Annotated in this window: 28 protein-coding genes; 13 read left to right on the plus strand and 15 right to left on the minus strand. The window is 71.0% G+C overall.

All coding sequences use genetic code 11. From position 1 onward, the window contains the following. Nucleotides 1-6: 6 nt before the first annotated feature. Nucleotides 7-1,809, minus strand: a complete 1,803-nt coding sequence (locus AC1DDU_RS01590) for a bifunctional metallophosphatase/5'-nucleotidase (protein WP_477430878.1) — start codon at nt 1,807-1,809, stop codon at nt 7-9. 157 nt (nt 1,810-1,966) lie between these two features. Next, nucleotides 1,967-2,878 carry an alpha/beta fold hydrolase gene (locus AC1DDU_RS01595; protein ID WP_477430879.1) on the minus strand — a complete coding sequence of 304 codons (912 nt, stop codon included), beginning with the start codon at nt 2,876-2,878 and terminating at the stop codon, nt 1,967-1,969. 65 nt (nt 2,879-2,943) lie between these two features. Here AC1DDU_RS01595 and AC1DDU_RS01600 point away from each other — a divergent pair, with 65 nt between their 5' ends. Next, entirely contained in the window at nt 2,944-3,480 is a 537-nt protein-coding gene (locus AC1DDU_RS01600) for a TetR/AcrR family transcriptional regulator (protein ID WP_477430880.1), read from the plus strand. A 19-nt stretch (nt 3,481-3,499) separates the two neighbouring features. On the opposite strand, the gene AC1DDU_RS01605 is transcribed toward AC1DDU_RS01600, so the two are convergent. Genes AC1DDU_RS01605 through folE form a run of 4 tightly spaced genes read right to left on the minus strand, consistent with a single transcriptional unit; the run spans nt 3,500 to nt 6,946 of the window. Further along, nucleotides 3,500-4,207 (minus strand): pyrimidine reductase family protein, encoded by a 708-nt coding sequence (locus AC1DDU_RS01605; protein WP_477430881.1) that lies wholly within the window; start codon nt 4,205-4,207, stop codon nt 3,500-3,502. After that, on the minus strand, nt 4,207-5,106 hold the full coding sequence (folP, locus tag AC1DDU_RS01610) for a dihydropteroate synthase (RefSeq protein WP_477430882.1): 900 nt from the start codon (nt 5,104-5,106) through the stop codon (nt 4,207-4,209). Before folP ends, AC1DDU_RS01605 begins: the two co-directional genes overlap by 1 nt. After that, nucleotides 5,103-6,323, minus strand: coding sequence for an NAD(P)/FAD-dependent oxidoreductase (locus tag AC1DDU_RS01615; RefSeq protein WP_477430883.1), 1,221 nt, complete (start codon nt 6,321-6,323; stop codon nt 5,103-5,105). Before AC1DDU_RS01615 ends, folP begins: the two co-directional genes overlap by 4 nt. A 26-nt stretch (nt 6,324-6,349) precedes the next feature. Continuing rightward, complete coding sequence (gene folE / locus AC1DDU_RS01620; RefSeq protein WP_477430884.1) at nt 6,350-6,946, minus strand: GTP cyclohydrolase I; 597 nt, start codon at nt 6,944-6,946, stop codon at nt 6,350-6,352. Nucleotides 6,947-7,048: 102 nt separating this feature from the next. Between folE and AC1DDU_RS01625 the strand changes: the two genes are divergently transcribed. The 4 genes from AC1DDU_RS01625 (at nt 7,049) to AC1DDU_RS01640 (ending at nt 10,708) form a co-directional block, all read left to right on the plus strand. Then, nucleotides 7,049-7,738 (plus strand): helix-turn-helix transcriptional regulator, encoded by a 690-nt coding sequence (locus tag AC1DDU_RS01625; protein WP_477430885.1) that lies wholly within the window; start codon nt 7,049-7,051, stop codon nt 7,736-7,738. 64 nt (nt 7,739-7,802) lie between these two features. Continuing rightward, nucleotides 7,803-8,495 carry a response regulator transcription factor gene (locus tag AC1DDU_RS01630; protein ID WP_191765703.1) on the plus strand — a complete coding sequence of 231 codons (693 nt, stop codon included), beginning with the start codon at nt 7,803-7,805 and terminating at the stop codon, nt 8,493-8,495. 147 nt (nt 8,496-8,642) lie between these two features. Then, entirely contained in the window at nt 8,643-10,280 is a 1,638-nt protein-coding gene (locus AC1DDU_RS01635; RefSeq protein WP_477433395.1) for a sensor histidine kinase, read from the plus strand. 140 nt (nt 10,281-10,420) lie between these two features. Beyond that, the gene (locus AC1DDU_RS01640) at nt 10,421-10,708 is read left to right on the plus strand and encodes a WXG100 family type VII secretion target (RefSeq protein WP_477430886.1); all 288 of its coding nucleotides are present in this window, start codon (nt 10,421-10,423) and stop codon (nt 10,706-10,708) included. Nucleotides 10,709-10,786: 78 nt separating this feature from the next. Here the strand turns inward: AC1DDU_RS01640 and groL are convergent, their stop codons facing one another. From groL to AC1DDU_RS01665, 5 genes are all read right to left on the minus strand, one after another. Beyond that, nucleotides 10,787-12,406, minus strand: coding sequence for a chaperonin GroEL (groL, locus tag AC1DDU_RS01645; protein ID WP_477430887.1), 1,620 nt, complete (start codon nt 12,404-12,406; stop codon nt 10,787-10,789). 187 nt (nt 12,407-12,593) lie between these two features. Then, entirely contained in the window at nt 12,594-12,794 is a 201-nt protein-coding gene (locus tag AC1DDU_RS01650) for a cold-shock protein (protein ID WP_045298154.1), read from the minus strand. A 130-nt stretch (nt 12,795-12,924) separates the two neighbouring features. Next, nucleotides 12,925-13,494: a LytR C-terminal domain-containing protein gene (locus AC1DDU_RS01655; protein ID WP_477430888.1), complete on the minus strand. Its 570-nt coding sequence runs from the start codon at nt 13,492-13,494 to the stop codon at nt 12,925-12,927. Nucleotides 13,495-13,574: 80 nt separating this feature from the next. Then, nucleotides 13,575-13,823, minus strand: coding sequence for a DUF3263 domain-containing protein (locus tag AC1DDU_RS01660; RefSeq protein ID WP_477430889.1), 249 nt, complete (start codon nt 13,821-13,823; stop codon nt 13,575-13,577). 9 nt (nt 13,824-13,832) lie between these two features. Continuing rightward, the gene (locus AC1DDU_RS01665; RefSeq protein ID WP_477430890.1) at nt 13,833-14,855 is read right to left on the minus strand and encodes a DUF2332 family protein; all 1,023 of its coding nucleotides are present in this window, start codon (nt 14,853-14,855) and stop codon (nt 13,833-13,835) included. A 120-nt stretch (nt 14,856-14,975) separates the two neighbouring features. Between AC1DDU_RS01665 and msrB the strand changes: the two genes are divergently transcribed. Continuing rightward, entirely contained in the window at nt 14,976-15,386 is a 411-nt protein-coding gene (gene msrB / locus AC1DDU_RS01670; RefSeq protein WP_477430891.1) for a peptide-methionine (R)-S-oxide reductase MsrB, read from the plus strand. Next, entirely contained in the window at nt 15,386-15,922 is a 537-nt protein-coding gene (locus tag AC1DDU_RS01675; protein WP_477430892.1) for a nitroreductase family protein, read from the plus strand. The genes msrB and AC1DDU_RS01675 overlap by 1 nt, the downstream gene beginning before the upstream one ends. 36 nt (nt 15,923-15,958) lie before the next feature. Here the strand turns inward: AC1DDU_RS01675 and AC1DDU_RS01680 are convergent, their stop codons facing one another. From AC1DDU_RS01680 to AC1DDU_RS01695, 4 genes are read right to left on the minus strand one after another with little or no spacing between them, the layout of a single operon-like run. Continuing rightward, nucleotides 15,959-16,486, minus strand: a complete 528-nt coding sequence (locus AC1DDU_RS01680) for a GNAT family N-acetyltransferase (protein WP_477430893.1) — start codon at nt 16,484-16,486, stop codon at nt 15,959-15,961. Beyond that, nucleotides 16,483-17,334: a class II fructose-bisphosphate aldolase gene (locus AC1DDU_RS01685; protein WP_477430894.1), complete on the minus strand. Its 852-nt coding sequence runs from the start codon at nt 17,332-17,334 to the stop codon at nt 16,483-16,485. Before AC1DDU_RS01685 ends, AC1DDU_RS01680 begins: the two co-directional genes overlap by 4 nt. After that, nucleotides 17,331-18,272 (minus strand): 1-phosphofructokinase family hexose kinase, encoded by a 942-nt coding sequence (locus AC1DDU_RS01690; RefSeq protein WP_477430895.1) that lies wholly within the window; start codon nt 18,270-18,272, stop codon nt 17,331-17,333. The genes AC1DDU_RS01685 and AC1DDU_RS01690 overlap by 4 nt, the downstream gene beginning before the upstream one ends. Next, nucleotides 18,269-19,093 (minus strand): DeoR/GlpR family DNA-binding transcription regulator, encoded by an 825-nt coding sequence (locus AC1DDU_RS01695; protein ID WP_477430896.1) that lies wholly within the window; start codon nt 19,091-19,093, stop codon nt 18,269-18,271. The genes AC1DDU_RS01690 and AC1DDU_RS01695 overlap by 4 nt, the downstream gene beginning before the upstream one ends. A 169-nt stretch (nt 19,094-19,262) precedes the next feature. On the opposite strand from AC1DDU_RS01695, the gene AC1DDU_RS01700 reads away from it, so the two are divergent. From AC1DDU_RS01700 to AC1DDU_RS01725, 6 genes are all read left to right on the plus strand, one after another. Continuing rightward, nucleotides 19,263-20,540, plus strand: a complete 1,278-nt coding sequence (locus AC1DDU_RS01700; RefSeq protein WP_477430897.1) for an ABC transporter substrate-binding protein — start codon at nt 19,263-19,265, stop codon at nt 20,538-20,540. A gap of 2 nt (nt 20,541-20,542) precedes the next feature. Beyond that, nucleotides 20,543-21,511: a carbohydrate ABC transporter permease gene (locus AC1DDU_RS01705; protein WP_477430898.1), complete on the plus strand. Its 969-nt coding sequence runs from the start codon at nt 20,543-20,545 to the stop codon at nt 21,509-21,511. Further along, the gene (locus tag AC1DDU_RS01710; protein ID WP_477430899.1) at nt 21,504-22,397 is read left to right on the plus strand and encodes a carbohydrate ABC transporter permease; all 894 of its coding nucleotides are present in this window, start codon (nt 21,504-21,506) and stop codon (nt 22,395-22,397) included. The genes AC1DDU_RS01705 and AC1DDU_RS01710 overlap by 8 nt, the downstream gene beginning before the upstream one ends. A gap of 78 nt (nt 22,398-22,475) precedes the next feature. After that, entirely contained in the window at nt 22,476-23,645 is a 1,170-nt protein-coding gene (locus AC1DDU_RS01715) for a Gfo/Idh/MocA family protein (protein WP_477430900.1), read from the plus strand. Then, nucleotides 23,642-24,589, plus strand: coding sequence for an ROK family protein (locus AC1DDU_RS01720; protein WP_477430901.1), 948 nt, complete (start codon nt 23,642-23,644; stop codon nt 24,587-24,589). The genes AC1DDU_RS01715 and AC1DDU_RS01720 overlap by 4 nt, the downstream gene beginning before the upstream one ends. Further along, the gene (locus AC1DDU_RS01725; RefSeq protein ID WP_477430902.1) at nt 24,582-25,697 is read left to right on the plus strand and encodes an SIS domain-containing protein; all 1,116 of its coding nucleotides are present in this window, start codon (nt 24,582-24,584) and stop codon (nt 25,695-25,697) included. Before AC1DDU_RS01720 ends, AC1DDU_RS01725 begins: the two co-directional genes overlap by 8 nt.

Consider the following 25,697-nt stretch of genomic DNA (forward strand, 5'->3'; position numbering starts at 1 on the left):
TCTCGGCTATTGGATGGTGATGCGGGTGAGCGCGCCCGGCGTGTAGGGGCTGTGCGCGGTCAGGTATGCGGCGAAGGCGTCGATGTCGAGCCCGCCGTAGTAGACGTTCTGCGCCTGCAGGAACGTCGGGAACCCGTCCCCGCCACCGGCGAGGAAGTTGTTCGTCACGACGCGGTACACGGTCGTGTCGACCAGCGGCTGCCCGTTGAGCGTGACCGGACCGAGCGTCGTGCCCGAATAGCTGTACGCGAAGCCCGCGCTGACCTGCAGGATCTTCTTGAACGTCCCCGAGTTCACGCCGCTCCACTGCTGGTTCAGCAGCTGCTTGATCTGCGCACCGGTGAGGTCGAGCGAGACCAGGTAGTTGTTGAACGGCTGGACGGTGAACGCCTCGTCGAACGTGATCGCGCCCGGCGCCTCGCCCCACTTGGACGCCGCGTACGTCAGGCTGGCGCGGATGCCGCCGGGGTTCATCAGCGCGATCTGCGGCGTGGCGTACGGCCCGACGACGCTCGGATCGGCCAGCTGCGCGTCGGCGATGAGGTCGCCGAGGGGCGACTCGCCGGAGGCGCCTGGTGCGACGGCGTTCGTCACATCAGCGGTGATGCTGCCGATCACCTTGCTCGCGATCGGCGCCACCAAGGTCCGGTATCTGGTGATGAGATCGGTCTCGGCGGGGTCCTTCGCCACATCGCGCGTCACGAGCATGTTCGCGCTCGCCACCGACGTGCGCACGATGTCCTGCGTGCGCTTGTCGTACGTGAGGTTCGTCTCGGTGTACAGACGCCCGAACGACGAGGCCGACGTGACCATGCGGTCGTTGCCCGCCGGGTCCTTGATGTCGCAGACGTACGGCTGGTGCGTGTGGCCCGAGATGATCAGGTCGATCGCAGGATCGAGATTCTGCGCGATCGGGATGATCGGGCTGTCCGCGGCGAGTTCCGCGCCGTTGCCGCATGCGGCGTTGTACGCGGCGTTGCCGACGGGCGTGCCGCCCTGGTGGATGAGCACGACGATGGCGTTCACGCCCTTCGCCTTCAGCACCGGGACCAGCGCGTTGGCCGTCTCGACCTCGTCCTTGAACTGGAGGCCGGCGATGCCGGACGCCGTCACGATGTCGGGCGTGGCCTCGAGCGTCATGCCGATGAAGCCGATCTTGGCGCCCTTGATGTTCTTGATCGAGTACGCCGGGAGGATCGTCTTGTTCGTCCCCTCGTGCACCACGTTCGCGGCGAGGAGATCGAAGTCGGCGCCGTCGAAGCTTCCGTCCGGGCACGAGTTCTGGTTGTTCGCGCCGTCGCCGTCGTCGAGGCAGCCCCCGTTCGCCATGCGCTGCAGCTCGACGTAGCCCTCGTCGAACTCGTGGTTGCCGACCGCCGAGACGTCGAGGTGGAGTGCGTTGAGCGCCTCGATCGACGGCTCGTCGTGGAAGGCGCCGGACAGCAGCGGTGACGCGCCGATGAGGTCTCCGGCGGCCACGGTGAGCGAGTACGGGTGGCCCACGCGCGCCTGCGCGAGATGCGTCGCGAGGTACTCGACACCGCCCACACCGGGAGGCGTGAGGGTGTCGGTCGTCGCTCCACCGGGAAGCGTGAGCCGCCCGCTGGATCCGGCCGGCGGTTCGAGGTTGCCGTGGAAGTCGTTGAACGACAGCAGCTGGATGTCGATCGTGGGACCGTTCGGCGTGTTCTTGTCGCCGGGTGCGGCCGTGGCCGCCGATCCCGGGCCGGCCAGCGCGAGGGCGATCGCGGTCGCCGCGACCACCGCCCCTCCCGTCAGCCGTCCGATCGATGTGTTGCGCGTGTGCACAGGGCCCTCCCCTTCTTGGCGGGCGACTCTGCCCGCCGCATGCACGCGTCCTCGTGGGCGCGATCACGAGCAACCTAATACACCGAGGACGGAGACGACAGGGGTTGCGGAACGAACGATCGGGAATCGGATGCCGCGCCCCGGCGAGCGCCGGAGGTCAGGCGGATGCGGAGCTGCGGAACCACTCGATCGCGAGGGCTGCGACAGCCTCGGGGGCGTCCTCCGGGAGGAAGTGCGCGGCGTTCTCGACGAAGGCCAGCTCGGTGCGCTCGGCCCGCCGTCCGCGATGGCGGCTGATCCTGCGCACGACTTCCTCGGTGAAGGGCCGGTCCTCGCGCCCGAAGACGAACAAGGTCGGCGGCTGCAGTCGCCGACGCTTGAAGTCTCCGCGCATCAGCTGCAGCGACACCGGGATCACCATGCCCCGATACAACCGGTGCACCGCCTCCAGCACCTCCGGTCGCTCCTCGGGAGCGAGATACGCGGTGACCTCCTCGTCGGTGAACGGCCGCTGCTGATACGCCGGGTTGAAGAGGTAGCTCATCGAGGTCGGCGGGCGGTGCGCCAGCAGTCTCGGCATGTGCCGGAACGCCGGGATCACCTTCGGGCTGAACTCCATGAAGCCCGGCGGCACGGCCAGCTGCACCATCGCCCGCACTCGTTCGGGATGACCGTACGCGAGCTGCATGGCCGAGATCGCCCCCATGTCGTGGGCCATCACGTGGGCGCGATCGATCCCCAGCGCGTCGAGGACGGCGAGCACGTCGCCCAGCTGGGTCTCACGGTGGAAGGCGGGGTCGTCGGCGTGCGTCCACCCGGATCCGCGCAGATCCGGGCAGATCACGCGGTACCCGTGCGCGGCGAGGATCGGTGCGATCGCGTGCCACTGCCACCAGTGCGCCGGGAAGCCGTGCAGCAGCACGACAGGCTCACCCGCGCCGATGGCGGCGACGTGGCGACGCACGCCCGGCGTCTGGACGATGAAGTGCTCGAAGCCGGGAGCGGCCGGGAGGGGCGGCGACCAGGCCGTGGTCTCCGCGGCGACTGTGGGGGACGTCCGCGTGTCCATGGCACGGATGGTACTACGTTCATAGTGGCTTGTCACTAGGTTCGTAGTGCCCTTAGGGTCGATCCGTGAGCCAGACCCGCCGTCGCGCCCTCGAGGCCGCCGTCACCCTCGTCGGCACGGAAGGGGTGCGCGCCCTGACGCACGGGAGAGTGGATGCCGCGGCCGGCCTCCCGCCGGGATCGACGTCGAACCACTTCCGGACGCGTGCCGCCCTCGTCGCAGGGGTCATCGACTGGATCACCACCGAGGAGCGACGCGACGCGGGCACAGCCGACATCCGCACTCGCGAGCAGCTGATCGCCATGCTCACCGGGATGATCGCCGTGCAGTCCGGCGCACTGGCCACCCGCACCAGAGCGCGATACGCGCTGTTCCTGGAGGCGGACGAGGAGGCGGTGCAACCCCTGCGGGCGGGACGTCAGGCCATGGAGCAGTGGGTCCGCGGCATCCTCCGCGACCTCGGCGGCGCCGAGGCGGAGACGAGCGCCACCTTCCTGATGGCCACCGGCGACGGCCTGCTGCTGCACCGCCTCACGGTCGACCCGGGTGCGCCCATCGAGGACGCCATCACGCGAGCGGTCGACGCCGCCCTGGCGGGCTGACTGCGAGACGCCGCGGGGCTCAGCGCGCGGCGTAGCGCAGGAAGACGAACCCCTCGTCGTCGGCGAGGACACCCGCCAGCGCGAAGCGCCGGTCCCCCTCAGCGACGCCCTGCACGATCCGGCTGGCCTCTCCCCCGACCAACCGCGGCGCGACCGTCAGGCACACCTCGTCGACGAGGTGTGCCTGAAGCAGCGCGCCGAACAGGTGCGGCCCGCCTTCGCACAGCACCTGCGTCCATCCGCGGCGCGCGAACGCTCCGAGCATCTCGGCGAGGTCGACGGTCCCCTCCCCCCACGCCAGCACACCGGCCACCTGCTCGAAGAGCGCCCCGCGAGCCGCGGCCGCGGCATCCGTCGTCACGATCACGGGCCGGCGCACGGCCTGCGTGAACACCGGGTCGCCGGGGTCGAGATGCAGCTGCGCGCTCACCACCGCGAGGGCGGGCTGGTCGTCGAGCCCGTGCGCACGACGCCAGCGGACGCCCTCCTCGTCGACCGCGAGTCCGCCGTACCCCTCGGCGCGCACGGTCCCGGCGCCGACGAGCACGACGTCGGCCATCGTCCTCAGCACCTGCATCACGGCGCGATCGGTGGCGCCGCCGAGCGCACCGCTGCGGCCGTCGAGGGTCACCGCGCCGTCGGCGCTCGAGATGAAGTTCACGCGAACCCGCGGGCGGTCGCGGGTGGGGAGCGCGTAGGCGTCGAACAGCTCCGCGCGGGTGGGCATCAGTCGTTCCCCTCGGGGCGGGTGTTGTGCAGTTCGTAGGCGGGCGGGCGCCAGCCGAGGATCGCTTCGACCATGCGCATCGCGTCGACCGTCTCGCTGACGTTGTGCGCCCGCACGATGCGGGCGCCCTGCAGCACGCAGTACACCGCCGCCGCGAGCGATCCGGGAAGCCGGTCGCTCCGCTCCCGGCCGAGGGCCTCGCCGACGAAGTCCTTGTTCGACAGCGCGACCAGCAGCGGAGAGCCGAGGACGCCGAGCTCCCCCAGCCGCCGCGTGAGCTCCAGCGTCTGGCGGGTGTTCTTGTTGAGGTCGTGACCCGGGTCGAGGATGATCCGCGAATCGGGCACGCCGTGCTCGCGCGCACGGTCGCGCCGTTCGGCCAGGAACCGCGCGATGTCGTCGACCACGTCGTCGTAGTGCGGAAGCGGATGCTGCGTCCTCGGTGCGGCGAGACTATGGGCGATGACGACGGCGGCCCCGCCGCGGGCGACGACCTCGGCCATCGCCGGGTCGCGCAGGCCGGTCGTGTCGTTGATGATCGCGGCGCCGGCCTCGATCGCGGCGTGCGCGACCTCGGGGTGGAAGGTGTCGACGCTGACGCGGACGAGCGGCGCCAGTTCGCGCACGACCGGGACGACACGGGCGATCTCCTCGTCGATCGGCACCGGCGGTCCGGGCGCGAACTTCACGCCGCCCACGTCGACGATCTCCGCCCTCGCCCGGGCGGCGGCCACCCCCGCCGCGACCGCGGCCTCGAGCGCGAACGTCGCGCCCTGGTCGTAGAACGAGTCGGGCGTGCGGTTCACGATCGCCATGACGGCGACGTGCCGCGAGAGGTCGAGCGGCCCGCCGGGCAGGTCGAGCGCCGTCGTGGCCGGCGCGCCGGTCGCGAGGGTCACGGCAGCAGCTCCTCCAGCGGCACATCGGGGTCGCGCAGCCGATCCGGATCCGGTCGCGCGCCCGAGCGGATCAGGTCCTGCACCTTCTCGTTGACGTCCCAGACGTTGACGTTCATCCCCGCGACCACCCGGCCGTCATCGACCCAGAAGGCGATGAACTCGCGCGCGCCGACGTCGCCCCGCACCACCAGCTCGGCATCCGCCATCAACGGCGCATACCCCGACAGCTCCATCCCGAGGTCGTACTGGTCGGTGTAGAAGTACGGGATCTCGTCGAAGGATGCAGGCTGCCCGAGCATCGACCGGGCCACGGTCTTGCCCGCGTGCAGCGCGTTGGCCCAGTGCTCGCTGCGCAGGTGGCGCTGCAGCACGGGGTGGAACGCGTTCGCGACGTCGCCTGCGGCGAACACACCGGGCGCGCTGGTGCGCAAGGCGGCGTCGGTGAGGATGCCGTTGAGGAGGTCCAGTCCGGCCGTCTCGGCGAGCCGGGTGTCGGGCGCCGCGCCCACGCCGATGAGGACCAGATCGGCCGGCAGCGTCTCGCCGTCGACCATCACGCCCTCGGCGCGGTCGTCGCCGACGATCCGGTCGACGGCGACCGACGTGCGCAGGTCGACGCCGTGCTCGAGGTGCAGGCCACGGAAGACCTCGCCCATCTCGGGGCCGAGCGCGGCAGCGAGCGGCACCGCGTCGCGTTCGAGGATCGCGACCTCGTTGCCCAGCGACCGGGCGGTGGCGGCCACCTCCATGCCGATCCAGCCGGCGCCGATCACGACGAGCCGCTTGCCTCCCTCGCGCAGCAGCCCGGCCAGCACGTCGGAGTCGTCCAGGCGGCGCAGCGTCATGACGCCCGGCAGGTCGTGACCGGGCAGCGGGATCATGCGCGGGGTGGCGCCGGTCGCGATGAGCACGGCGTCGTACGACAGAGACCGTCCGTCGTCGAGCTCCACGGTGTGCGCGGCGGGATCCAGCGACGTCGCAGCCGTGCCGGCGAGCAGGCGGATGCCGTGCTCGGCGTACCAGTGGGCCGGGTGCAGGATGACGGCATCCGTCCCCTCGGTCCCCGCCAGGTAGCCCTTCGACAGCGGCGGCCGCTGATAGGGCGGGTGCGCCTCGGCGGCCACCACGGTGATGTCGCCCTCGAACCCCTCCTTGCGCAGCGTCGCTGCGGCGGTACCCCCTGCGACGCCGCCGCCGATGATCAGCATGTGGTTCATGTCGACTCCTCTCACCCGTGTGCGGGTCATGCCACGGCGGCGACCACCTGCGCCTGCAGAGCCGCATCGCCCGCGAACGCGCCGCGGAACGCGGACGTGCGCGTCGTGGCGCCGGCGACCCGCACGCCGCGCACCGCCATGCACAGATGCTCGGCCTCGACCACGACGCCTACGCCGCGCGGCGCGAGCGCCCCCTCCAGCGTGCGGGCGATCTGCATCGTCAGCGACTCCTGCACCTGCAGACCGCGGGCGTGATGGGCGACGACGCGCGCGAGCTTGGACAGGCCCACCAGGCGCGTGTCGGGCAGGTACGCGACCGCCGCCGTCCCCCGGAAGGGCAGCAGATGGTGGCGGCACAGCGAGACGAACGGGATGCCGCCGACCACGACCGCCTCGTCGTACGCGTCGTCGTTGGGGAACGTCGTCATCTCGAACGGCTGCGGCGTGAGCATCTCGATGAACGCGTCGGCCACGCGCCGCGGCGTCTCGGCGAGGTCCCCTTCGTCGGGGTCGTATCCGAGGGAGGCCAGGAGGTCCGCCACAGCGCTCATCGCCCGGTCGCGATCTGCCGGGGCGTCGTCGGTGACGACATGCAGCGCCGTCGCGTGGACCGTGGTCGACATCATCGTGCTCCTTCGCCGGGGGCGCGGGATCCCTCTGGGCCCGACGTTAGGTCCGTGGAATTCTTTTGTCAAGATCCTTGGTTTTAGAGGTACACTCGACTCGTGAGCACCGACGTCCCGGTTCCTCTGGTGCCCGAGCGCACCGACGCGATCGCCGCGCTCGGCGACCCGCAGCGCCGGGCCCTCTACCGCCTCGCCACCGAGCGCGCCGTCAGCCGCGACGACGCCGCAGACGCCCTCGGCATGGCCCGCAGCACCGCGGCCTTCCACCTCGACAGGCTCGCCGAGGCCGGGCTCGTCACCGTCGAGTACCGCCGCCGTACCGGGCGCACCGGCCCCGGCGCCGGCCGGCCCGCCAAGCTCTATCGCGCCGCGGCGGCGGAGCTCGCGGCGAGCATCCCGGAACGTCACTACGAACTGGCCGGCGAGCTGCTGGCCGCCGCGGTCCAGGAGGCCGACGACCGCGGCATCCCCGTCCGCGACGCCCTCGCCACGCAGGCCTTCGCTGCGGGCACCGCGATCGGCGCGGGGCGCGCCGACCTCGCGGAGGCGCTCGCCGTGTGCGGGTACGCACCGCGCGCCACGGGCACGGCGCAGGACGCGGCATCCGACTCCCTGGTGCTCGAGAACTGCCCGTTCCACGCGCTCGCGACCCGGCACACGGCGCTCATCTGCGGCGCGAACCTCGAGCTGGTGAAGGGGCTCGCAGCGGCGACGGACGATGCGCGCACGCCCGTGCTGGCACCGTCCGAAGGCCGCTGCTGCGTCGAGATCCGCGCCGGGGCGGCGTGAGTCAATTCGCGACCGCGGCACCGATATCCCGCCGCGGCACCGTTTCCGCCGACATAATGAGGGCATGACCGCACCGCGCATCCTCGTTGTGGACGACGAACCGAACATCCGCGATCTGCTGATCACGAGCCTGCGATTCGCCGGATTCCAGGTCCGCGCCGTCTCCAACGGCGCCCAGACGATCTCGGCGGTCCTCGAGGAGGAGCCCGACCTCATCATCCTCGACGTGATGCTGCCCGACATGAACGGGTTCAGCGTCACCAAGCGTCTCCGCGGCGCCGGGTACACCGCGCCGATCCTCTTCCTCACTGCGAAGGACGAGACGGAGGACAAGATCACGGGGCTCAACGCCGGCGGCGACGACTACGTCACCAAGCCGTTCAGCCTCGACGAGATCGTCGCACGCATCCAGGCGATCCTGCGCCGGACGATGCAGGCCGACGAGGAGTCGGTGATCCGCGCCGGCGAGCTGACCATGGACCAGGACACCCACGACGTCCAGGTGGGCGACGCCTCCATCGACCTCAGCCCCACCGAGTTCAAGCTGCTGCGCTACCTCATGCTCAACCCGAACCGGGTGCTGTCGAAGGCGCAGATCCTCGACCACGTGTGGGAGTACGACTTCAACGGCGACGCCGGCATCGTCGAGAGCTACATCTCGTACCTGCGTCGCAAGATCGATCCGCACTCGTCCGAGCCGCTCATCCAGACCAAGCGCGGCTTCGGCTACATGCTGAAGGCCGGCAAGACCGCGTAAGCGCGGCGAGCTGAGGGGGGCGACCTGGCGCAGAAGCCTGACGCGATCACCCGGTGGTGGCGCGGCACGAGTCTGCGCGCGAAGGTCACCGGGGTCACTGTCGCGCTCCTGGGCGTGGGGCTCATCGCCGCGGGCGTGGGCACCGCGGTGTTCCTGCGCAACTCCCTCCTCGACGGCGTCGAGGCGCAGCTGGTCGCCCTGGCGCGCACCGAGGCCGCTGCCCCGATGCTCGACTTCTCGTCCGTCGACGGCCATCTGGTCGTCGACGCGAAGGAGACGTCCGCCCCCGTCGACTACTTCGTCGCCGTCTACGACCCGATCGAGAAGACCGACAACCTGCTGGCACTGGTCGGCGGGCGCGGCGGGCCCGCACCGGTCGTCCCGACGACGCTGACACCGCAAGAGGCCGTGACCAGCGAGCTGCAGTTCCGCGAGCTGCACTCGGCCGACGACGAGGCCGCGTTCCTGGCGACCGTGTCGAACCAGCAGTCCGCGGATGCCGGCATCCAGTACCCGCAACTGGTCGCGGCGCCCCTCGCCCCCGTGAACCGCACGATCGCCAACTACATCGGCATCTACTCGATCCTGGCGCTCGTGGTGCTCATCGCCGGCGCCTTCGCCACACGCTTCCTGGTCACGCTGACCTTCCGCAGCCTCGGGCAGGTCGAGTCCACCGCCGACGCGATCGCGGCGGGCGACCTCAGCCAGCGCATGACCGACATCGAGCCGAAGACCACCGAGGTGGGCCGGCTCAAGACGGCCATCAACGCGATGCTCGATCGCGTGGACTCCGCGATCTCGCAGCGCGACGCCACGGTCCGCCAGATGCGGCGCTTCATCGGCGACGCGAGCCACGAGCTGCGCACGCCGCTGGTGACCGTGCGCGGCTACGCCGAGCTGTACCGCATGGGCGCCGTGCGCGGCGACGATGAGGTCGCGCAGTCGATGGAGCGGATCGAGAAGGAGGCGATCCGCATGGGCCTGCTCGTCGAGGACCTGCTGGCGCTGGCCCGCCTCGACGAACGGCGCGACGTGGTCATCGCCCCGGTGGATCTGCGACCCATCGCACGCGATGCCGCCCTCGACGTGCGCGCCGCGGCGCCGATGCGCCCGGTCACCGTCATCGACAGCACCATCGAGGAGCCCTCCGCGCCGGTCACGGAGACGGCGTCCGTCGCCACTGAGGCCAAGCGGCGCGGCGGTCCGTCCGCCATCACGCGGGCGGGCGCTACGCTGTCACTCCTGCGGCGCCGACCCAAGTCGCCTGCCGGACCCGGCTCCGACGGGGCGGCAGGCAGCGCGCCGACCCCGGAGCTCGAGCCGGCCGAGCCGGCGCCCGCAGCCGAGACGCTGGTGCCGGTGGTGCTCGGCGACGAGAACCGCATCCGGCAGGTCGTGACGAACCTTCTCGGCAACGCGCGCCGGTTCACCACGGAAGACTCCCCGATCGCCCTGCGGGTCGGCGTCGACGCCCCCTCCCGCATGGGATGGATCGAGATCATCGACCACGGCGAGGGCGTGCCCGACCAGATCAAGGACAAGATCTTCCAGCGGTTCTGGCGCGCCGACACCTCGCGCACCCGCGAGACCGGGGGCTCAGGGCTGGGGCTGTCGATCGTCGCGTCCATCGTGGAGGCGCTGCACGGCTCGGTCGGCGTCGTCGACACCCCCGGCGGCGGCGCGACGTTCCGCGTCGCCTTCCCGCTCGCCGACGCGCGCGACGCAGCCGAGCACGTGAACCTGCCGACGCAGCCGCTCGCGCGCCTCTCCGACGCCGCGGAGTGACGAGGCTCCTCCCCCGGCACCCGCCGACGCAGGTTCGCGCACAGCGAGACGGATGCCGCCTCCCGCGCCCGCGCCGACGCCTAACGTGACGGACACCGCGGTATCGGCGTCCGGCCGCCGCACGTTGATCAGGAGCCCCCATGGCCGTCTTCACCGTCGACAGCGACAGCATCCTCACCTCCACCGCCACGGTGCGCGGCACGATCGACCGGCTGCAGGCCGAGTCCGACGCGATGCTCGCGCAGCTCACGCAGCTGCAGTCCTCGTGGACCGGTGCCGCATCGGCCGCGTTCTCGGGCGTCGTCGAGCAGTGGCGCGCGACGCAACGCCAGGTCGAGGAGTCCCTCGCCGGCATCAACGCCGCGCTGGGGGCCGCGGGCCGTCAGTACGCCGACACCGAAATCGCGGCCGCGAGCCTGTTCCGCTGAGCCGGTGCACATGCAGAACGGCCCCTCCGCGAGGAGGGGCCGTTCTGTGAACGCGTTACGCGGTCGTGGAGTTCTGGATCAGAAGTCCATGCCACCGGTCGGGTCGCCGACGGGAGCGGCGGCCTTCTCGGGCTTGTCGGCGACGACGGCCTCGGTCGTGAGGAAGAGGCCGGCGATCGACGCGGCGTTCTGCAGCGCCGAACGGGTCACCTTGGCGGGGTCGATGATGCCCTGCGCGAACAGGTCACCGTACTCGCCCGTGGCGGCGTTGAGGCCGTGGCCCGCGGGGAGCTCCGAGACCTTGTTGGCCACGACGCCCGGCTCGAGACCGGCGTTGAGGGCGATCTGCTTCAGCGGAGCCTCGATCGCGACGCGGACGATGTTCGCACCGGTCGCCTCGTCGCCCGTGAGCTGCAGCGAGTCGAGAGCCTTGCGGCCCGACTGGATGAGCGCGACGCCACCACCGGGGACGATGCCCTCCTCGACGGCCGCCTTCGCGTTGCGCACGGCGTCCTCGATGCGGTGCTTGCGCTCCTTGAGCTCGACCTCGGTGGCCGCGCCCGCCTTGATGACGGCGACGCCGCCGGCGAGCTTGGCGAGGCGCTCCTGGAGCTTCTCGCGGTCGTAGTCGCTGTCGGTGTTGTCGATCTCGCGGCGGATCTGGGTCACGCGACCCTCGATCTGGTCGGCCTCGCCGGCACCCTCGACGATCGTGGTCTCGTCCTTGGTGACGATGACCTTGCGCGCACGGCCGAGCAGGTCGAGGGTGGCGTTCTCGAGCTTGAGACCGACCTCCTCGGTGATGACCTGGCCACCCGTGAGGATCGCGATGTCCTGCAGCTGCGCCTTGCGGCGGTCGCCGAAGCCGGGAGCCTTGACGGCGACCGACTTGAAGATGCCGCGGATCTTGTTGAGCACGAGCGTCGCGAGAGCCTCGCCCTCGACGTCCTCGGCGATGATGACGAGCTCCTTGCCGTCCTGGATCACCTTGTCGACGACGGGCAGAAGGTCCTTGATGTTCGAGATCTTCTGGTTCGCGATGAGGATGTACGGGTCCTCGAAGACCGCCTCCTGGCGCTCCGGGTCCGTGACGAAGTAGGGGTTGATGTAGCCCTTGTCGAAGCGCATGCCCTCGGTGAGCTCGAGCTCGGTGCCGAAGGTCTGCGACTCCTCGACGGTGACGACGCCCTCCTTGCCCACCTTGTCGATGGCCTCGGCGATGAGCGCGCCGATCTCGGGGTCGGCGGCAGAGATCGACGCCGTGGCGGCGATCTGCTCCTTGGACTCGACCTCCTTGGCGGACTCGAGCAGCTCGGCGGTGATGGCGGCGACGGCCTTCTCGATGCCCTTCTTGAGCGAGATGGGGTCGGCGCCGGCCGCGACGTTGCGCAGGCCCTCGCGCACGAGCGCCTGGGCGAGGACGGTCGCGGTGGTGGTGCCGTCACCGGCGACGTCGTCGGTCTTCTTGGCGACCTCCTTGACGAGCTCCGCGCCGATCTTCTCGTACGGGTCGTCCAGCTCGATCTCCTTGGCGATGGAGACACCGTCGTTCGTGATCGTGGGGGCGCCCCACTTCTTCTCGAGCACGACGTTGCGACCGCGCGGGCCGAGCGTCACCTTGACGGCATCGGCCAGCGTGTTCAGGCCGCGCTCGAGGCCGCGACGGGCCTCCTCGTCGAAAGCGATGATCTTTGCCATGTGTGTGTCGTCCCTCCGGAACGTTGGCTTGGGGTGTTAGCACTCAACAAACACGAGTGCTAAATCATTCTGGCACTCGACCCTATCGAGTGCAAGCCGCGAGAGGGATGCCGAAACACAGCGAGACGGGATGCCTGGCGGCATCCCGTCTCGTTCATCGGTCGGCGTCGCGCGCCGACGCGTGGGCTCAGACGACGCGCACGGACTCGGCCTGCGGGCCCTTCTGGCCGGAGCCGACCGTGAACTCGACGGTCTGCCCCTCCTCGAGGACGCGGAAGCCCGACATGTCGATGTTCGAGTAGTGGACGAACACGTCCTGGCCGTCGGCGACGGTGATGAAGCCGAATCCCTTCTCGGCGTTGAACCATTTGACGGTGCCCTGGGTCATGCGTTTCTCCTGTTGCCGGCGGTGCAGGGCTTCATCGTATGCAGGGCGATGGACGGCGCAGCCGGGTTTCGTCACTTGTTGACACGCAGGCACACAAGTGTTTACCGGCGTGAAACACGGGTCGGTGCGCTCAGGGAGTCGGCGCGGGGGTCTGCCCGGCGGCCGTGCGGTCGAGGCCGATCACGACGGTCAGCTGCGGCACGTCGGGCGACGTCGGCGGGTACGCCTCGCTCTGCTCGGTGGCCGCACCGCCGATGACCTGCGCCAGGCCCTTCGCGGCGGCTTCGTCGGCGGGGTTCACGTAGAACACCGTGGTGGTCGGGAAGTCCTCCGAGCCGGCTTCGCCTGCGGTGACCGCGTCAGCGGCCCATCCGGCTCCCACCACGACCTCCTTCATCTGCGTGGCGAGTCCCTGCTCGGGGGTGGCGTTGAGGATCATGACCTCGTAGGACTGGTCGATCACCGGCGTGACCTCGGGCGTCGGCTCGACGGTCGGCGTCGGCGTCGGCACGAGCTCGATGCGACCCGAGGCCAGCAGGGTGCCGAAGATGCCGACGGCGACGAGCACGACGGTGGCCACTGCGGCCCACAGGAACACGAGCCAGCCGCGCATCCGCGGGTTCTCCGCCCGGTGCGCGCCGACGCGGTCCGTCTCCGGTACGTCGTCGAAACGATCCCGGGGGAAGGTGGAGGTCGGCACCCGACGATGTTACCCGGCCGAACCCGTGGGTTCCGTGCGCGACAGCCGGGTACGCGATACCGCGAGCGCGGATGCCGCGCTCAGCGCGCGTCGGCCGCGCGCGCGGCCCGCTCCTGCAGGCGCTCGTCGCGAAGGCGGCGGAGACGCTTGACGAGCATCGGGTCGTGCTCCTGGGCGGCCGCGGTGTCGATGAGGCGGCCGAGCAGCTGGTAGTACCGCGCCGGCGACATGCCGAGGTCGGCGCGGATCGCCTCCTCCTTGGCCCCCGCGTGGCGGCGCCACTCGGCCTCGAAGTCGAGGAGGGCGCGATCGCGGTCGGTCAAGGGCACCCGTCCACGCTAGCCCGCGGCATCCTTCCGTCCCGCCTGCGACGCGCGCCAGTGCACGAACGCGCCCAGCGGATCGGCCGCGGCCAGCGCCTCGCCGTCGCGGCCGAGCACGAAGCCGCCCCACGTGGCGGGGTCGACGGGCGGATGCCACCACTCGTGCAGTCCTGGAGGGTCGATCGTGATCCACACGGCGTCGAGGGCGCGCACCGCGGCGACGAGGCGCTCGCGGCCCACGCGCGGGATGTGCGGCAGCACGCCGGGCGTCGTCACGACCAGCGTCGCGTCACGCGGTGCGCGCGCGGCGACGTCCGCCAGCACGGCCGGCTCGGACGCATCGCCGGCGAACAGGAGCGGCGGGTCGGCGGCGACGATGTCGAGGGCCGCGGCGATGCGGGCTTCACGCCCGGCCTCGCCCGGCCACACCAGGCTGGTGAGGAAGCGCCGGTCGCCGTCGTCCGCGGCATCCAGCGGCTCGAGGTCGATGCCCGCGCGCCACACCACGTCGGGCATCCGCAGCGGCGCGCGCCCGCTGACCTCGCACTCGAGCACCACGGTCGACTCCCCGCTCGGCGGATCCAGCGCGACGACCTCGCCACCCGCGCGGTACCGGTAGGAGTAGCGATCGGGGTACAGGCACAGCCCCGCACTGGCACCGAGCTCGAGCAGCGCGATCGGCCCCTCGACGCTCGCCAGGGCAGGGAGCAGCGCCGCGCAGCGCTGCGGCTCGTTGGTCTGCAGGCGCCGGCGGGATGCCTCGACCACGACGTCGGCGGCATGGTCCCGCACCCACGCTGCCCACGCCGGGTAGGTTCCCTCGGGCGCCCCGAGCATGCGGGTGACGGCGAACACCAGCGGCGGCTGCCGGTGCGTGGCGGGGATCCCGGCGAGGATCCGCGCGACCGCGCCGTCGGCGGCGACGCCGGCGGCCCAGTCGGCGTAGAGCGCCGACCGACCGGGCGCCTCGTCGCGGGCGAACCGGCCGTAGCGCTCCGCGACGGCGGTGGCCTCGGCATCCGGGCTGGCGTCTGTCACCCGGCCATCCTCGCGCACCCCACGCACGGTTTCGCGGCAGACGTTCAGACGCGCGCGCCCCCGCTGCGACCGGCTGCGGTTGAATGGAGGGTGCCGCACGCGCGGCCGAGGAGGATCCCCATGACCTACGCCGTCGACAAGAGCGATGCCCAGTGGCGCGCCGAGCTGAGCCCTGACCAGTACGCGGTGCTGCGCGAGGCGGGCACCGAGCGCCCGTGGACCGGCGAACTGCTCGACGAGCAGCGCGCCGGTCTCTACACCTGCGCGGCATGCGGGGCCGAGCTGTTCCAGAGCGGGACGAAGTTCGACTCGCACTGCGGATGGCCGAGCTTCTACGAGTCGATCCGTCCGGAGGCCGTCGAGCTGATCGAGGACGACAGCCACGGCATGGTGCGCACCGAGGTGCGCTGCGCGAACTGCGGCTCGCACCTCGGCCACGTCTTCCCCGATGGGTTCGGCACCCCCACCGGCGACCGGTACTGCATGAACTCGATCTCGCTGCAGTTCACCCCCGGGCAGGACACTGCCTGATGCCCGGTGCCCGTGAGGCCGCGCTGGCGCGACGGTCGTGGTCGAAGGTCACCGACGACACGCCGACCACCGACGAGCTGCTCGCGCTCGTCGCGGCCGCCGGACGGGTCGCCGACCACTCGTCTCTCGCGCCGTGGCGGCTGATCGAGCTGCGCGGCGCCGACCGCGAACGACTCGGCCGGGCGATCAACAAGGCCGACGGCGAGAAGGGCTCGTCGTCCAAGCCGCTGCGCGCACCGCTGCTCATCGCCGTCGTCGCGAGCTACCGCAAGAGCCACAAGGTGCCGCGCTGGGAGCAGGAGGCGGTCGCCTCCGGCGTCGCGCACACGCTGAGCCTGCTTCTGGACGAGGCCGGGTGGGGCGTCATCTGGCGTACCGGCCACTACACGCGGGCGAAGGCCGTCGCCAAGGCGCACGGCCTGAAGAAGAACGAGGAGCTCCTGGGCTGGCTGTACGTCGGCGGCAAGCCGGCGGGCTCGCGCGAGGGACGCCGCAAGCCGGTGGACGCGAAGAAGTTCGTCAGCCGGATGCCGTGACCCCGTGCTGGGTCGTACCCGAGCGGATCGCGCCGCTCACGGTGCCGGAGCGGCCCCGATGAGCGGGCGCGTGTACACCGCGTAACGCACCGGCGTGCCGTCGGAGTGGCGGTCCGTCGCCGAGAGCACCTCGCCGTGGAAGCGGAACCCGCAGCGCTCCGCCACGCCCACCGACGCGACGTTGTCGGGCTCCGTCCGGATCACGGCACGCGTTCCGACCCCGTCGGCACTCAGCCGATCGCACAGCAGCAGCACCGCGGCGGTGGCCAGCGACCGGCGCCGGGCCCACGGATGCACGGCGTACGAGATGTTGACGTCGCCGGGTCCGGGGAGGTCGGCGAGGTCGGGATCGAAGTCCACGTAGCCCGCCAGCCGGCCGTCGAGCCACACGCCGAACCCGCGCTTGCCCACCCCGCGCCGCGCGTTCTCGGCGAGCATCGCGAAGTGCCGCCGGGTGGTCTCGGCGGTGCCGCGTCCTCCCGTGAGCCAGTGGATGGTCTCGTCGTCCTCGCCGGCGTTGTGGGCGTCGACGTCGGCGTCGGCGAGAGGCCGCAGCTCGATCACGGCACGCGTGCGAGGTCGCCGGCGAAAAGACGCAGCATCCGCTCCGCCTCCGCCGCGACGGCCGCGCGCCCTTCGCGCACGTAGCGGCGCGAGTCCACGAGGTTCGGATCGGCATCCAGCGCGTCGCGCACCGCGCGCGTGAAGCAGCCGTTCAGGTGCGTCGACACGTTCACCTTGGCCATGCCGGCCGAGATCGCCTGCACCAGGACGTCGTCGGCCACGCCCGACGAACCGTGCAGCACGAGCGGGACATCCAGCGCCGCACGGAGGCGGGCGATCAGATCCACGTCCAGCTGCGCCGTGCGCGCCGTCATCGCGTGGGACGACCCCACGGCGACCGCGAGCGCATCCACGCCGGTGGCGGCCACGAACGCGCGTGCCTCGTCGGGATCGGTGCGCACGCCGGGAGCATGCGCGCCGTCCTTGCCGCCGATCTCGCCGAGCTCGCCCTCCACCGAGGCGCCGGCCGCGTGCGCCCCGGCGACCACCCGCGCGGTGGCCGCGACGTTCTCGTCGTACGGCAGACGGGAGGCGTCGAACATCACCGAGCCGAAGCCGAGGTCGATCGCCTCGCTCACCAGATCCTCTCGCTCGGCGTGATCGAGGTGCACCGCCACCGGCGCCGACGACGCCTCCGCCAGCGCGAGCGTCGCCTGCGCGATGGGCGCCAGACCGCCGTGATAGTCGGCGCAGTTCTGGGAGATCTGCAGGATCACCGGCAGCCGGGCGTTCTCGGCCGCGCGCACGAGCGCCTCCGCGGTCTCGAGGTGCACGACGTTGAAGGCGCCGACCGCGGACGAGCGCGCTGCGGCGTCCGCGACGAGGTCGCGGCTGAGGACGAGGGTCACAGGGTCTCCGGAGGGTAGGGCCGCACGACGATCCGTCCGGCGAATTCGGCGTGCCGCGGCGAGATCGCCCCGGCGACGGGTTCGAGCACGGCTGCGGCCGACCACGCCACCGCTGCGCGCAGCAGCTCTTCGGGCGCGGTCGCTCCGCGGGCCAGGAGGACGGATGCCGCGGCCACCGCCGCGTCGCCGGCGCCGGTCGGGTTGCCCGCCAGCACCTCCGGCAGCCGGGCGTGCAGGGCGGCACCGTCGGCGCTCACCGCCAGCATGCCGTCGGCGCCGAGCGAGACGAGCACGAGGCGCGTGCCGCCCCCGAGGAGCGCGCGGGCGGCCGCGAGCTCGTCGTCGACGCCGGTCGCCTCGGCGAGCTCGGCGCGATTGGGCTTGAGCACGGTGGCCCCTGCCCGCGCCGCCGCGAGCAGCGCGTCGCCCGAGCTGTCGACGATCGACGGGATGCCGCGCTCCTGCGCGATCCGCACGAGCGCTTCGACGAGAGCGACGGGCATCCCCGGCGGGAGGCTTCCCGACACGACGAGCGCTCCGGCATCCTTCGACGCCGCGACCACGGTCTGCTGCAGCTCCTCGCGTGCCGCGGGGCCGGGGTCCGCGCCCCGTTCGTTGAAGATCGTCGCGTCGCCGGTGTGCTCGTCGACGATCGCGATCGTGCGTCGGGTGGCGGCATCCGACGGCACAAGCCGATGCGGGACGCCCGACGCGGCGAGCTCGGCGGTGAACTCGCCCCCGGTCGCACCCCCGACGGCCGCCACCGCCAGCGTCGGCAACCCCATCTGGTGCACGACCCGGGCGACGTTGAGTCCCTTGCCGCCCGCGCGCGCGAGGCCCGCGGCCACGCGGTGCGATCCGCCCTCGACGATCCGCTCGGTGTGCCACGTGATGTCGACGGCGGGGTTCGGCGTGACCGTGAGGACGAGACCGGTCACCGCGCGGCCACCGGCATGACGTGCACCCGGATGCCGAGCTCGCGCAGGGTGGCGAGCTGGTCGGGGTCGGCGCTGGAGTCGGTGACGAGGTCGTCGATCTCGGTCGCCGGCATGATGCTGGCGACCGTGACGGCGCCGATCTTGGAGCCGTCGGCGACGACCACGGTGCGCTGGGCGCGCGCGGCCATGGCGCGATTGGTGCGAGCCTCTGTCTCGTCGTGGGTGGTGGCCCCCGTCGTCGCCGAGATGCCGTCCACGCCGAGGAAGGCCGTTCCGATGTTCACCGAGTTGAAGGTCTGCTCGGCGAGCGCGCCCACGAGCTCGAACGAGTGCGACCGCATGACACCCCCGGTCATGATCACCTGGAGGTGGGGGTGACGGCCCACCTCGCCGGCGGCGGTGAGCGAGTTGGTCACGATGGTGAGGTCCCGCCGGTTCGACAGCGCGCGCGCCGTCTCGAGCGTGGTCGAGCCCCCGTTGAGGGCGACGACGTGACGACCTGCCGGCACGAGCTGCGCGGCGCCGCGGGCGATGACCGTCTTCGCCTCGGGCACCCGCGTGTTGCGCAGGCCCACCGGCAGCTCCACCGCTGACTCGATCGCGGTGGCGCCGCCGTGCGTGCGCTGCAGCAGCCCCTGCTCTTCGAGCTCGGCGATGTCCCTGCGCATCGTGGCGGGAGACACCTCCAGCTCGGCGGCCAGGTCGCTCAGCGAGACGGACCCCCGGGCGCGCAGATGCGTGAGGATCGCGATCATCCGCTGCGATCGCTTGAGGCGTCCACGGCGCTCGACTTCGACGTTCTGCACATCACCACTCGACATGCCCGAAGCCTATATGCGCAAGTTCTGAGCGATAATCGCTCATTTTCTCTGAGCAATGAGCGACTTCTCGTTGAATCGATCGCTTTCTGGCGGTTACCGTCCCTTCAACGCACGACAACGCCGGGGAGCACCACCCCGGTCATCACGTTCGAAGGAGCACCTGATAACCATGCGTCACCCCTCCCACCGCAACCGCGGCATCGCGGTCCTGTCCACGGCGGGCGTCCTCGCGCTCGCCCTCTCCGCCTGCTCCGGAAGCGCAGAAGCCGGCGGCGACTCCTCGTCCGGAGACATCACCCTCTCCTACGCCATCTGGGACCAGAACCAGCAGCCGGCCATGGAGAAGATCGCGGACGCGTTCCACAAGGAGCACCCCAACATCACGATCGACATCCAGCTGACGCCCAACAAGGAGTACTGGACGAAGCTGCAGACCGCGGTCTCCGGCGGCTCCGGCCCCGACGTCTTCTGGATGAACGGCCCGAACTTCCAGCTCTACGCCTCCAACGGCGTCATCGCCCCGCTCGACGACGTCGACACCGGCGACTACCCGAAGGCGCTGGTGGACCTGTACAGCTACGACGGCAAGGTGTACGGCGCCCCGAAGGACTTCGACACCGTCGCCGTCTGGTACAACAAGGAGCTGTTCGACGCGGCAGGCGTCGCCTACCCGGCGGAGGGCTGGACCTGGGCCGACATGCAGGACGCGGCCGCCAAGCTCACCGACCCCGCGAAGGGCGTCTACGGCATCGCCGCCCCGCCGTACAGCCAGGAGTACTTCTACGACACCATCGCGCAGGCAGGCGGCGAGGTGATCAACGACGATCACACCAAGACCGGCTACGACTCCCCCGAGGCGCTGGAGGGCATCGAGTACTGGCTGTCGTTCATCGACGCCGGCACGTCGCCGACCGCCGCGCAGATGACCGACACGCTCCCCTCGGACATGTTCCTCTCGGGCAAGGTCGCCATGCTGCAGGCCGGCTCCTGGTCGGCGATCGGCTACAAGGAGAACGCCGACATCGCCGGCAAGGTCGACGTCCAGGCGCTGCCCGAGGGCCCCGCCGGCAACCAGAGCATCATCCACGGCCTCGCCAACGTCGCCAACGCCAAGAGCAAGAACCTCGACGCGGCCAAGCAGTTCGCCGCCTTCGCCAGCGGCGAGGCCGCCTCGGAGATCCAGGCCGCCACGGGCACCGTCATCCCCGCCTTCAACGGCATGAGCGACACGTGGGTCAAGTCGATGCCCGAGTACAACCTCAAGGCCTACACCGACGCCCTTCCCACCGCCGTGCCGTACCCCGTCTCGAAGAACACCTCGGTGTGGGCGCAGGAGGAGACCGACATCCTGTCGCAGGTCTGGGCGGGCACCATCCCCGCAGCCGACGGCCTGAAGGAGCTCGCCACGCAGATGCAGGCGGCGCTGGACGACGAGCAGAACGAGTAGACATGTCGGATCTGATCGCGCAGCGCACCAGCGCGCCGATCTCGCAGCTGGACCGGGGGCGCCGTCGCGCCCCCGGCTCCCGCCGGCGAGGACGCGGGCCGGGTCAGTCGTCCTGGTGGGCGATGCTGTTCATCGGGCCCACCGCCGTCGGCCTCCTGGTCTTCTACCTGTGGCCGACCGTCCGCACCTTCACGATGTCGTTCACCGACACCGGCCCGTTCGGCGGCTCGGAGTTCGTCGGCCTCGACAACTACACCGAGCTCTTCCAGGACCCGAAGCTCGTCGGCGCCCTGCTCAACACCGCCCAGTACACGATCATCGCCCTGATCGGCATCCCGATCGCGATCGCGATCGCCGCGCTGCTGAACACGACCGGGCTGCGCGGGCGCGGCGTCTACCGGACGCTGTACTTCATCCCCGTCGTGACCATGCCCGCCGCCATCGCGCTGGTGTGGCGCATGATCTACAACGGCGACTACGGCGTCCTCAACCAGTTCCTCCACATCTTCGGCATCGAGGGCAAGTCCTGGCTCACCGACCCGACGACCGCACTGGTCGCCATCGCGATCGTGGGCATCTGGGCCGGCCTCGGCACCAACGTCGTGATCTTCCTGGCAGGGCTGCAGGGCATCCCCGACACCATCATGGAAGCCGCCGACCTCGACGGCGCAGGGCCCGTCCGCAAGTTCTTCTCGATCACCATCCCCCTGCTGTCGCCGTCGATCTTCTTCGTCAGCGTCATCAGCGTGATCGGCGCACTGCAGGTGTTCGACCTCATCTACATGATGCTCGGCAAGAACAACCCCGCGATCCCCGACACCCGCACGATCGTCTACCTGTTCTACGAAGCGGGCTTCATCGAGAACGAGCGCGGCTACGCGGCCGCGATCGCGTTCCTGCTGCTCGTGATCATCCTGATCCTGACCGTCATCCAGTTCCGCCTGCAGAAGAAGTGGGTCCACTATGAGTGAGCTCAGCCTCGACACGCGCACCGTCGTCAACGCCGCGCCGCAGCGCAGCCGCGGCGCCGGCAAGCCGGTCCGCCGGCGCGGGCACTGGCTCGTCCACACGATCCTCATCGTCGGCGCCGTCGCGATGATCTTCCCCTTCGTGTGGCAGACGCTGACCGCGTTCAAGACCTTCCAGCAGTCGGTCGCCGTGCCGCCGGTGATCTTCCCGCAGCCCTGGGTGTGGACGAACTTCAGCGAGGTCTTCGCCTCGATGCCGTTCGGCCAGATGTTCGCGAACTCGGTGCTGCTGACCATCGGCCGCACCGTCGGCCAGGTGGTGCTGTGCACCATGGCCGGTTACGGCTTCGCCCGCCTGCCGTTCCGGGGACGCAACCTCGTGTTCGTGCTGTTCCTGTCGGTGCTGATGGTCCCCTCGCAGCTGTACCTGCTGCCGCAGTACGAGATCATCCAGTCGCTCGGCTGGCTGAACACGCTCCAGGCGCTCATCGTGCCCGGCATCTTCAGCGCCTTCGGCACGTTCCTCATGCGCCAGTTCTTCATGTCGATGCCCGCGGAGCTCGAGGAGGCCGCGCGCATCGACGGCGCGAACCCGTGGCAGACCTTCTGGATGGTGATGCTGCCGCTGGCCAAACCGGGGATCATCGCCCTTGTGGTGTTCACCGTGCTGTGGTCGTGGAACGACCTGCTGTGGCCCCTCGTGGTCACCACCGACCCCGAGAAGATGCCCCTCTCGGTCGGCCTGTCGCAGCTGGTGGGCCTGCACAACACCGACTACCCGGTGCTGATGGCGGGCGCGCTGCTGGCGACGCTGCCGATGCTGGTCACGTTCATGTTCCTGCAGAAGCAGTTCATCCAGGGCATCGCCTTCTCCGGAAGCAAGGGCTGACGCGGCCGCAGAACCGGCCGCATCGTCCGGCCTGGTCGTCAGCACACCCTCACACCCACCCAATAAGGAGTCATACACGTGGATCTCGCAGTCGGAATCGTCGGGTTCGGTGCACGCGCCGGCATTCGGGCGGAGGTGCATCGCCCCGGCGCCGGTTCGCGCGTCGCGGCGGTCTGCGACCTCTCCCCCGAGGCGCGCGCGGCGGCGAGCGCCGAGTACCCGGAGGCGCTCGTCACGGACTCCCTCGACGAGCTGCTGGCGAGCGGGATCGACGCCGTCATGGTCCTGAGCCCGGACGACACGCACGCGCGGATCGCGATCCGCGCGCTCGAGGCCGGCGTCGCGGTGTTCTGCGAGAAGCCGATGGCGATCGACTTGGACGATGCCGACGAGATGCTGCGCACGGCCCGCCGTACCGGCACGCGCCTGTACATCGGTCACAACATGCGTCACATGCCGGTCATCACCCTGATGCGACAGCTCATCGCGGAAGGCCGCATCGGCGACGTGAAGGCGATCTGGTGCAGGCACTTCGTCGGGCACGGCGGCGACTTCTACTTCAAGGACTGGCACGCCGACCGCCGGCGCACGACGGGACTGCTCCTGCAGAAGGGCGCCCACGACATCGACGTCATCCATTGGCTCGCCGGCGCCTACGCCGACCGCGTCGCGGCGATGGGCTCGCTCAGCGTCTACGGCGAGATCACCGACCGCCGCGATCGGACCGGCGAGCGGATGCCAGACTGGTTCAGCGTCGACAACTGGCCGCCGACCTCCCTGACGGGGCTGCACCCGGTGGTAGACGTCGAGGACATCTCGATGGTGAACATGCACCTGACCAACGGCGTGCTCGCCTCGTACCAGCAGTGCCACTTCACTCCGGACTACTGGCGCAACTACACCGTGATCGGCACCGAGGGGCGCATCGAGAACCTCGGCGACGACTCGGGCTCGACCGTCGCGCTGTGGAACCGGCGGCACGGCGGATCGGCAGAGCCCGACGAATCGTTCGTCGTGCCGACGATCACCGACAGCGGGCACGGCGGGGCCGATGGCCTGCTGATCGCCGAGTTCCTGCGCTTCGTCCGCGACGGCGGGCTCACCGAGACCTCCCCGGTCGCCGCCCGCGAGGCGGTCGCCGCCGGCATCCTCGCCACGCAGTCGCTGCGCGGCGACGGCGGGGCGATCGAGGTCCCGGCGCTCGAGGACGACCTCGTGGCGTACTTCGAACGCGGACAGCGCGAATGACCGCGCCCGCCACGGCCCGCGTCGCCGCGATCGACGTCGGCGGCACGTCCATGAAGGCGTCGATCATCGACGCGAAGGGTGCGAGCGGCCCGCTGCGGCGGCGCGTCACCCCGGTCGCCGACGGGCCGGATGCCGTCGTCCGCGCGGTGCTCGGATTCGTCGACGACCTGGTCGCCTCCGACCGCGGCATCGCGGCGGTCGGGCTGGTGGTGCCGGGCGTCGTCGACGAGGCGTCGGGCGTCGCGGTGAACTCCGAGAACATCGGCTGGCGCGACATCCCGTTCCGCGCGCTCCTGCACGACAGCCTCGACCTGCCGGTGGGCTTCGGCCACGACGTCCGGGCGGCGGGAGTGCTCGAGCGCGCCTGGGGCGCGGCCGCCGGCCCCGCGGACGCACTGTACGCACCGATCGGGACCGGCGTGTCGGCGACGATCTGGCACGGCGGGCGGCTCCTCGAGGGGCCCTTCGTCGGCGAACTCGGGCACATCGACATCGGCACCGGGCTGCGCTGCGCGTGCGGGGCGACCGGGTGCGTCGAGACGATCGCGACGGCGGCGGCCATCGTCCGCCGCTACCGCGAGCGCACCGGCACCGAGATGCACGGCGCCGCCGAGGTCATCGCGCTCGCCGCTCAGGGCGACGCCGACGCCGCCGCGGTCTGGGACGACGCCGTCGACGGGCTCGTCGACGCGCTGACCGTCTACGTCACCCTCCTCGCACCGGAGCGGATCGTCATCGGCGGAGGCCTCTCCGAGGCGGGCGACACCCTGCTCGTTCCCCTCCGCGGGCGCCTGCTCGACCGACTCATCTGGCAGCGCCGCCCCGAGGTGGTGCGCGGGGCCTTCGGCGGCGCCGCGGGCCGCTACGGCGCCGCCCTCGCAGCTTTCGACGCGGCCGGCATCCCGGCCCGTTTCACCACGACAGGAGACGAACACCTTGTTTGACCACGCCAACGTCCGCACCGCGCGCGAGATCGCGCAGCAGCCTCGCATGTGGCGCGACGCCCGCGCCGTGGTCGACGCGCACCGCGAGCGCATCGACCTGTTCCTGGCCCGTCATGCGGATGCCCGCATCGTGCTCACCGGCGCCGGCACCTCCGCGTTCATCGGACGCATCGCCGCTCCCGCCCTGTCACGGGCGACCGGGCGGCGCATCGACGCGATCGCGACCACCGACATCGTCGCCGACCCGCGCGCCGCGTTCGCCGAGAACATCCCGACGGTGCTGGTGTCGTTCGCACGGTCGGGCCGCAGCCCCGAGAGCGTGGCCGCCACGGAACTGGCCGACGCCGTGCTCGACGACGTGCACCACGTGATCATCACGTGCGACGTCACCGGCGACCTGTACCGCCGCCACTCCGAGCGGCCGGGAGATCTCGTGCTGGTGACCCCGGAGGGCACCAACGACGCCGGATTCGCCATGACGTCGAGCTTCTCGTCGATGCTGCTGGTCGCGCTGCTCACGTTCGCCCCCGGGTTCCGCGATCACGTCGACGCGACGTCGGCGGCAGGCGACTGGGCCCTCAACGGCGGCTCGGCGCTGCCGGCGGAGCTGGCGCGCCGGGACTTCGACCGCGTGGTGTACCTCGGCAGCGGGCCGCTGACCGGTCTCGCGCAGGAGGCGGCGCTCAAGCTGCTCGAGCTCACCGCGGGGCGCATCGTCGGACTCTTCGACAGCTCGCTCGGTTTCCGCCACGGCCCCAAGTCGGTGCTCGACGACGAGACCCTCGTCATCGTCTTCGTGTCGTCCGACGGCTACACCCGCCAGTACGACCTCGACATCCTCACCGAGCTGGTCGCGACCCCGGGTGAGCACCGCGTGGTCGCGGTGGCGTCGGAGCCGCTCGCGGTCGACGGTGCGACGACCTGGGTGCTGCCCGACGCCGCGGGCCTGGACGACGCCGCACTCGCTCTGCCGTACGCTGTCTTCGCGCAGTCTCTCGCCCTCGGCCAGTCGCTGCGACTGGGCCTCATGCCCGACAACCCCTTCCCCTCAGGCGACGTCAACCGTGTCGTCCAGGGAGTCACGATCCATCCACTCGCCGACGAGTAG

The sequence above is a fragment of the Microbacterium sp. 05T445 genome (assembly GCF_056395865.1).

Coding starts and splice junctions, on each gene's coding strand:
- AC1DDU_RS01595 (WP_477430879.1), bottom strand. CDS start 2,878: ATGGACACGCGGACGTCCCCCACAGTCGCCGCGGAGACCACGGCCTGG.
- AC1DDU_RS01605 (WP_477430881.1), bottom strand. CDS start 4,207: ATGCCCACCCGCGCGGAGCTGTTCGACGCCTACGCGCTCCCCACCCGC.
- AC1DDU_RS01615 (WP_477430883.1), bottom strand. CDS start 6,323: ATGAACCACATGCTGATCATCGGCGGCGGCGTCGCAGGGGGTACCGCC.
- folE (WP_477430884.1), bottom strand. CDS start 6,946: ATGTCGACCACGGTCCACGCGACGGCGCTGCATGTCGTCACCGACGAC.
- AC1DDU_RS01630 (WP_191765703.1), top strand. CDS start 7,803: ATGACCGCACCGCGCATCCTCGTTGTGGACGACGAACCGAACATCCGC.
- AC1DDU_RS01640 (WP_477430886.1), top strand. CDS start 10,421: ATGGCCGTCTTCACCGTCGACAGCGACAGCATCCTCACCTCCACCGCC.
- groL (WP_477430887.1), bottom strand. CDS start 12,406: ATGGCAAAGATCATCGCTTTCGACGAGGAGGCCCGTCGCGGCCTCGAG.
- AC1DDU_RS01650 (WP_045298154.1), bottom strand. CDS start 12,794: ATGACCCAGGGCACCGTCAAATGGTTCAACGCCGAGAAGGGATTCGGC.
- msrB (WP_477430891.1), top strand. CDS start 14,976: ATGACCTACGCCGTCGACAAGAGCGATGCCCAGTGGCGCGCCGAGCTG.
- AC1DDU_RS01675 (WP_477430892.1), top strand. CDS start 15,386: ATGCCCGGTGCCCGTGAGGCCGCGCTGGCGCGACGGTCGTGGTCGAAG.
- AC1DDU_RS01695 (WP_477430896.1), bottom strand. CDS start 19,093: ATGTCGAGTGGTGATGTGCAGAACGTCGAAGTCGAGCGCCGTGGACGC.
- AC1DDU_RS01700 (WP_477430897.1), top strand. CDS start 19,263: ATGCGTCACCCCTCCCACCGCAACCGCGGCATCGCGGTCCTGTCCACG.
- AC1DDU_RS01705 (WP_477430898.1), top strand. CDS start 20,543: ATGTCGGATCTGATCGCGCAGCGCACCAGCGCGCCGATCTCGCAGCTG.
- AC1DDU_RS01710 (WP_477430899.1), top strand. CDS start 21,504: ATGAGTGAGCTCAGCCTCGACACGCGCACCGTCGTCAACGCCGCGCCG.
- AC1DDU_RS01720 (WP_477430901.1), top strand. CDS start 23,642: ATGACCGCGCCCGCCACGGCCCGCGTCGCCGCGATCGACGTCGGCGGC.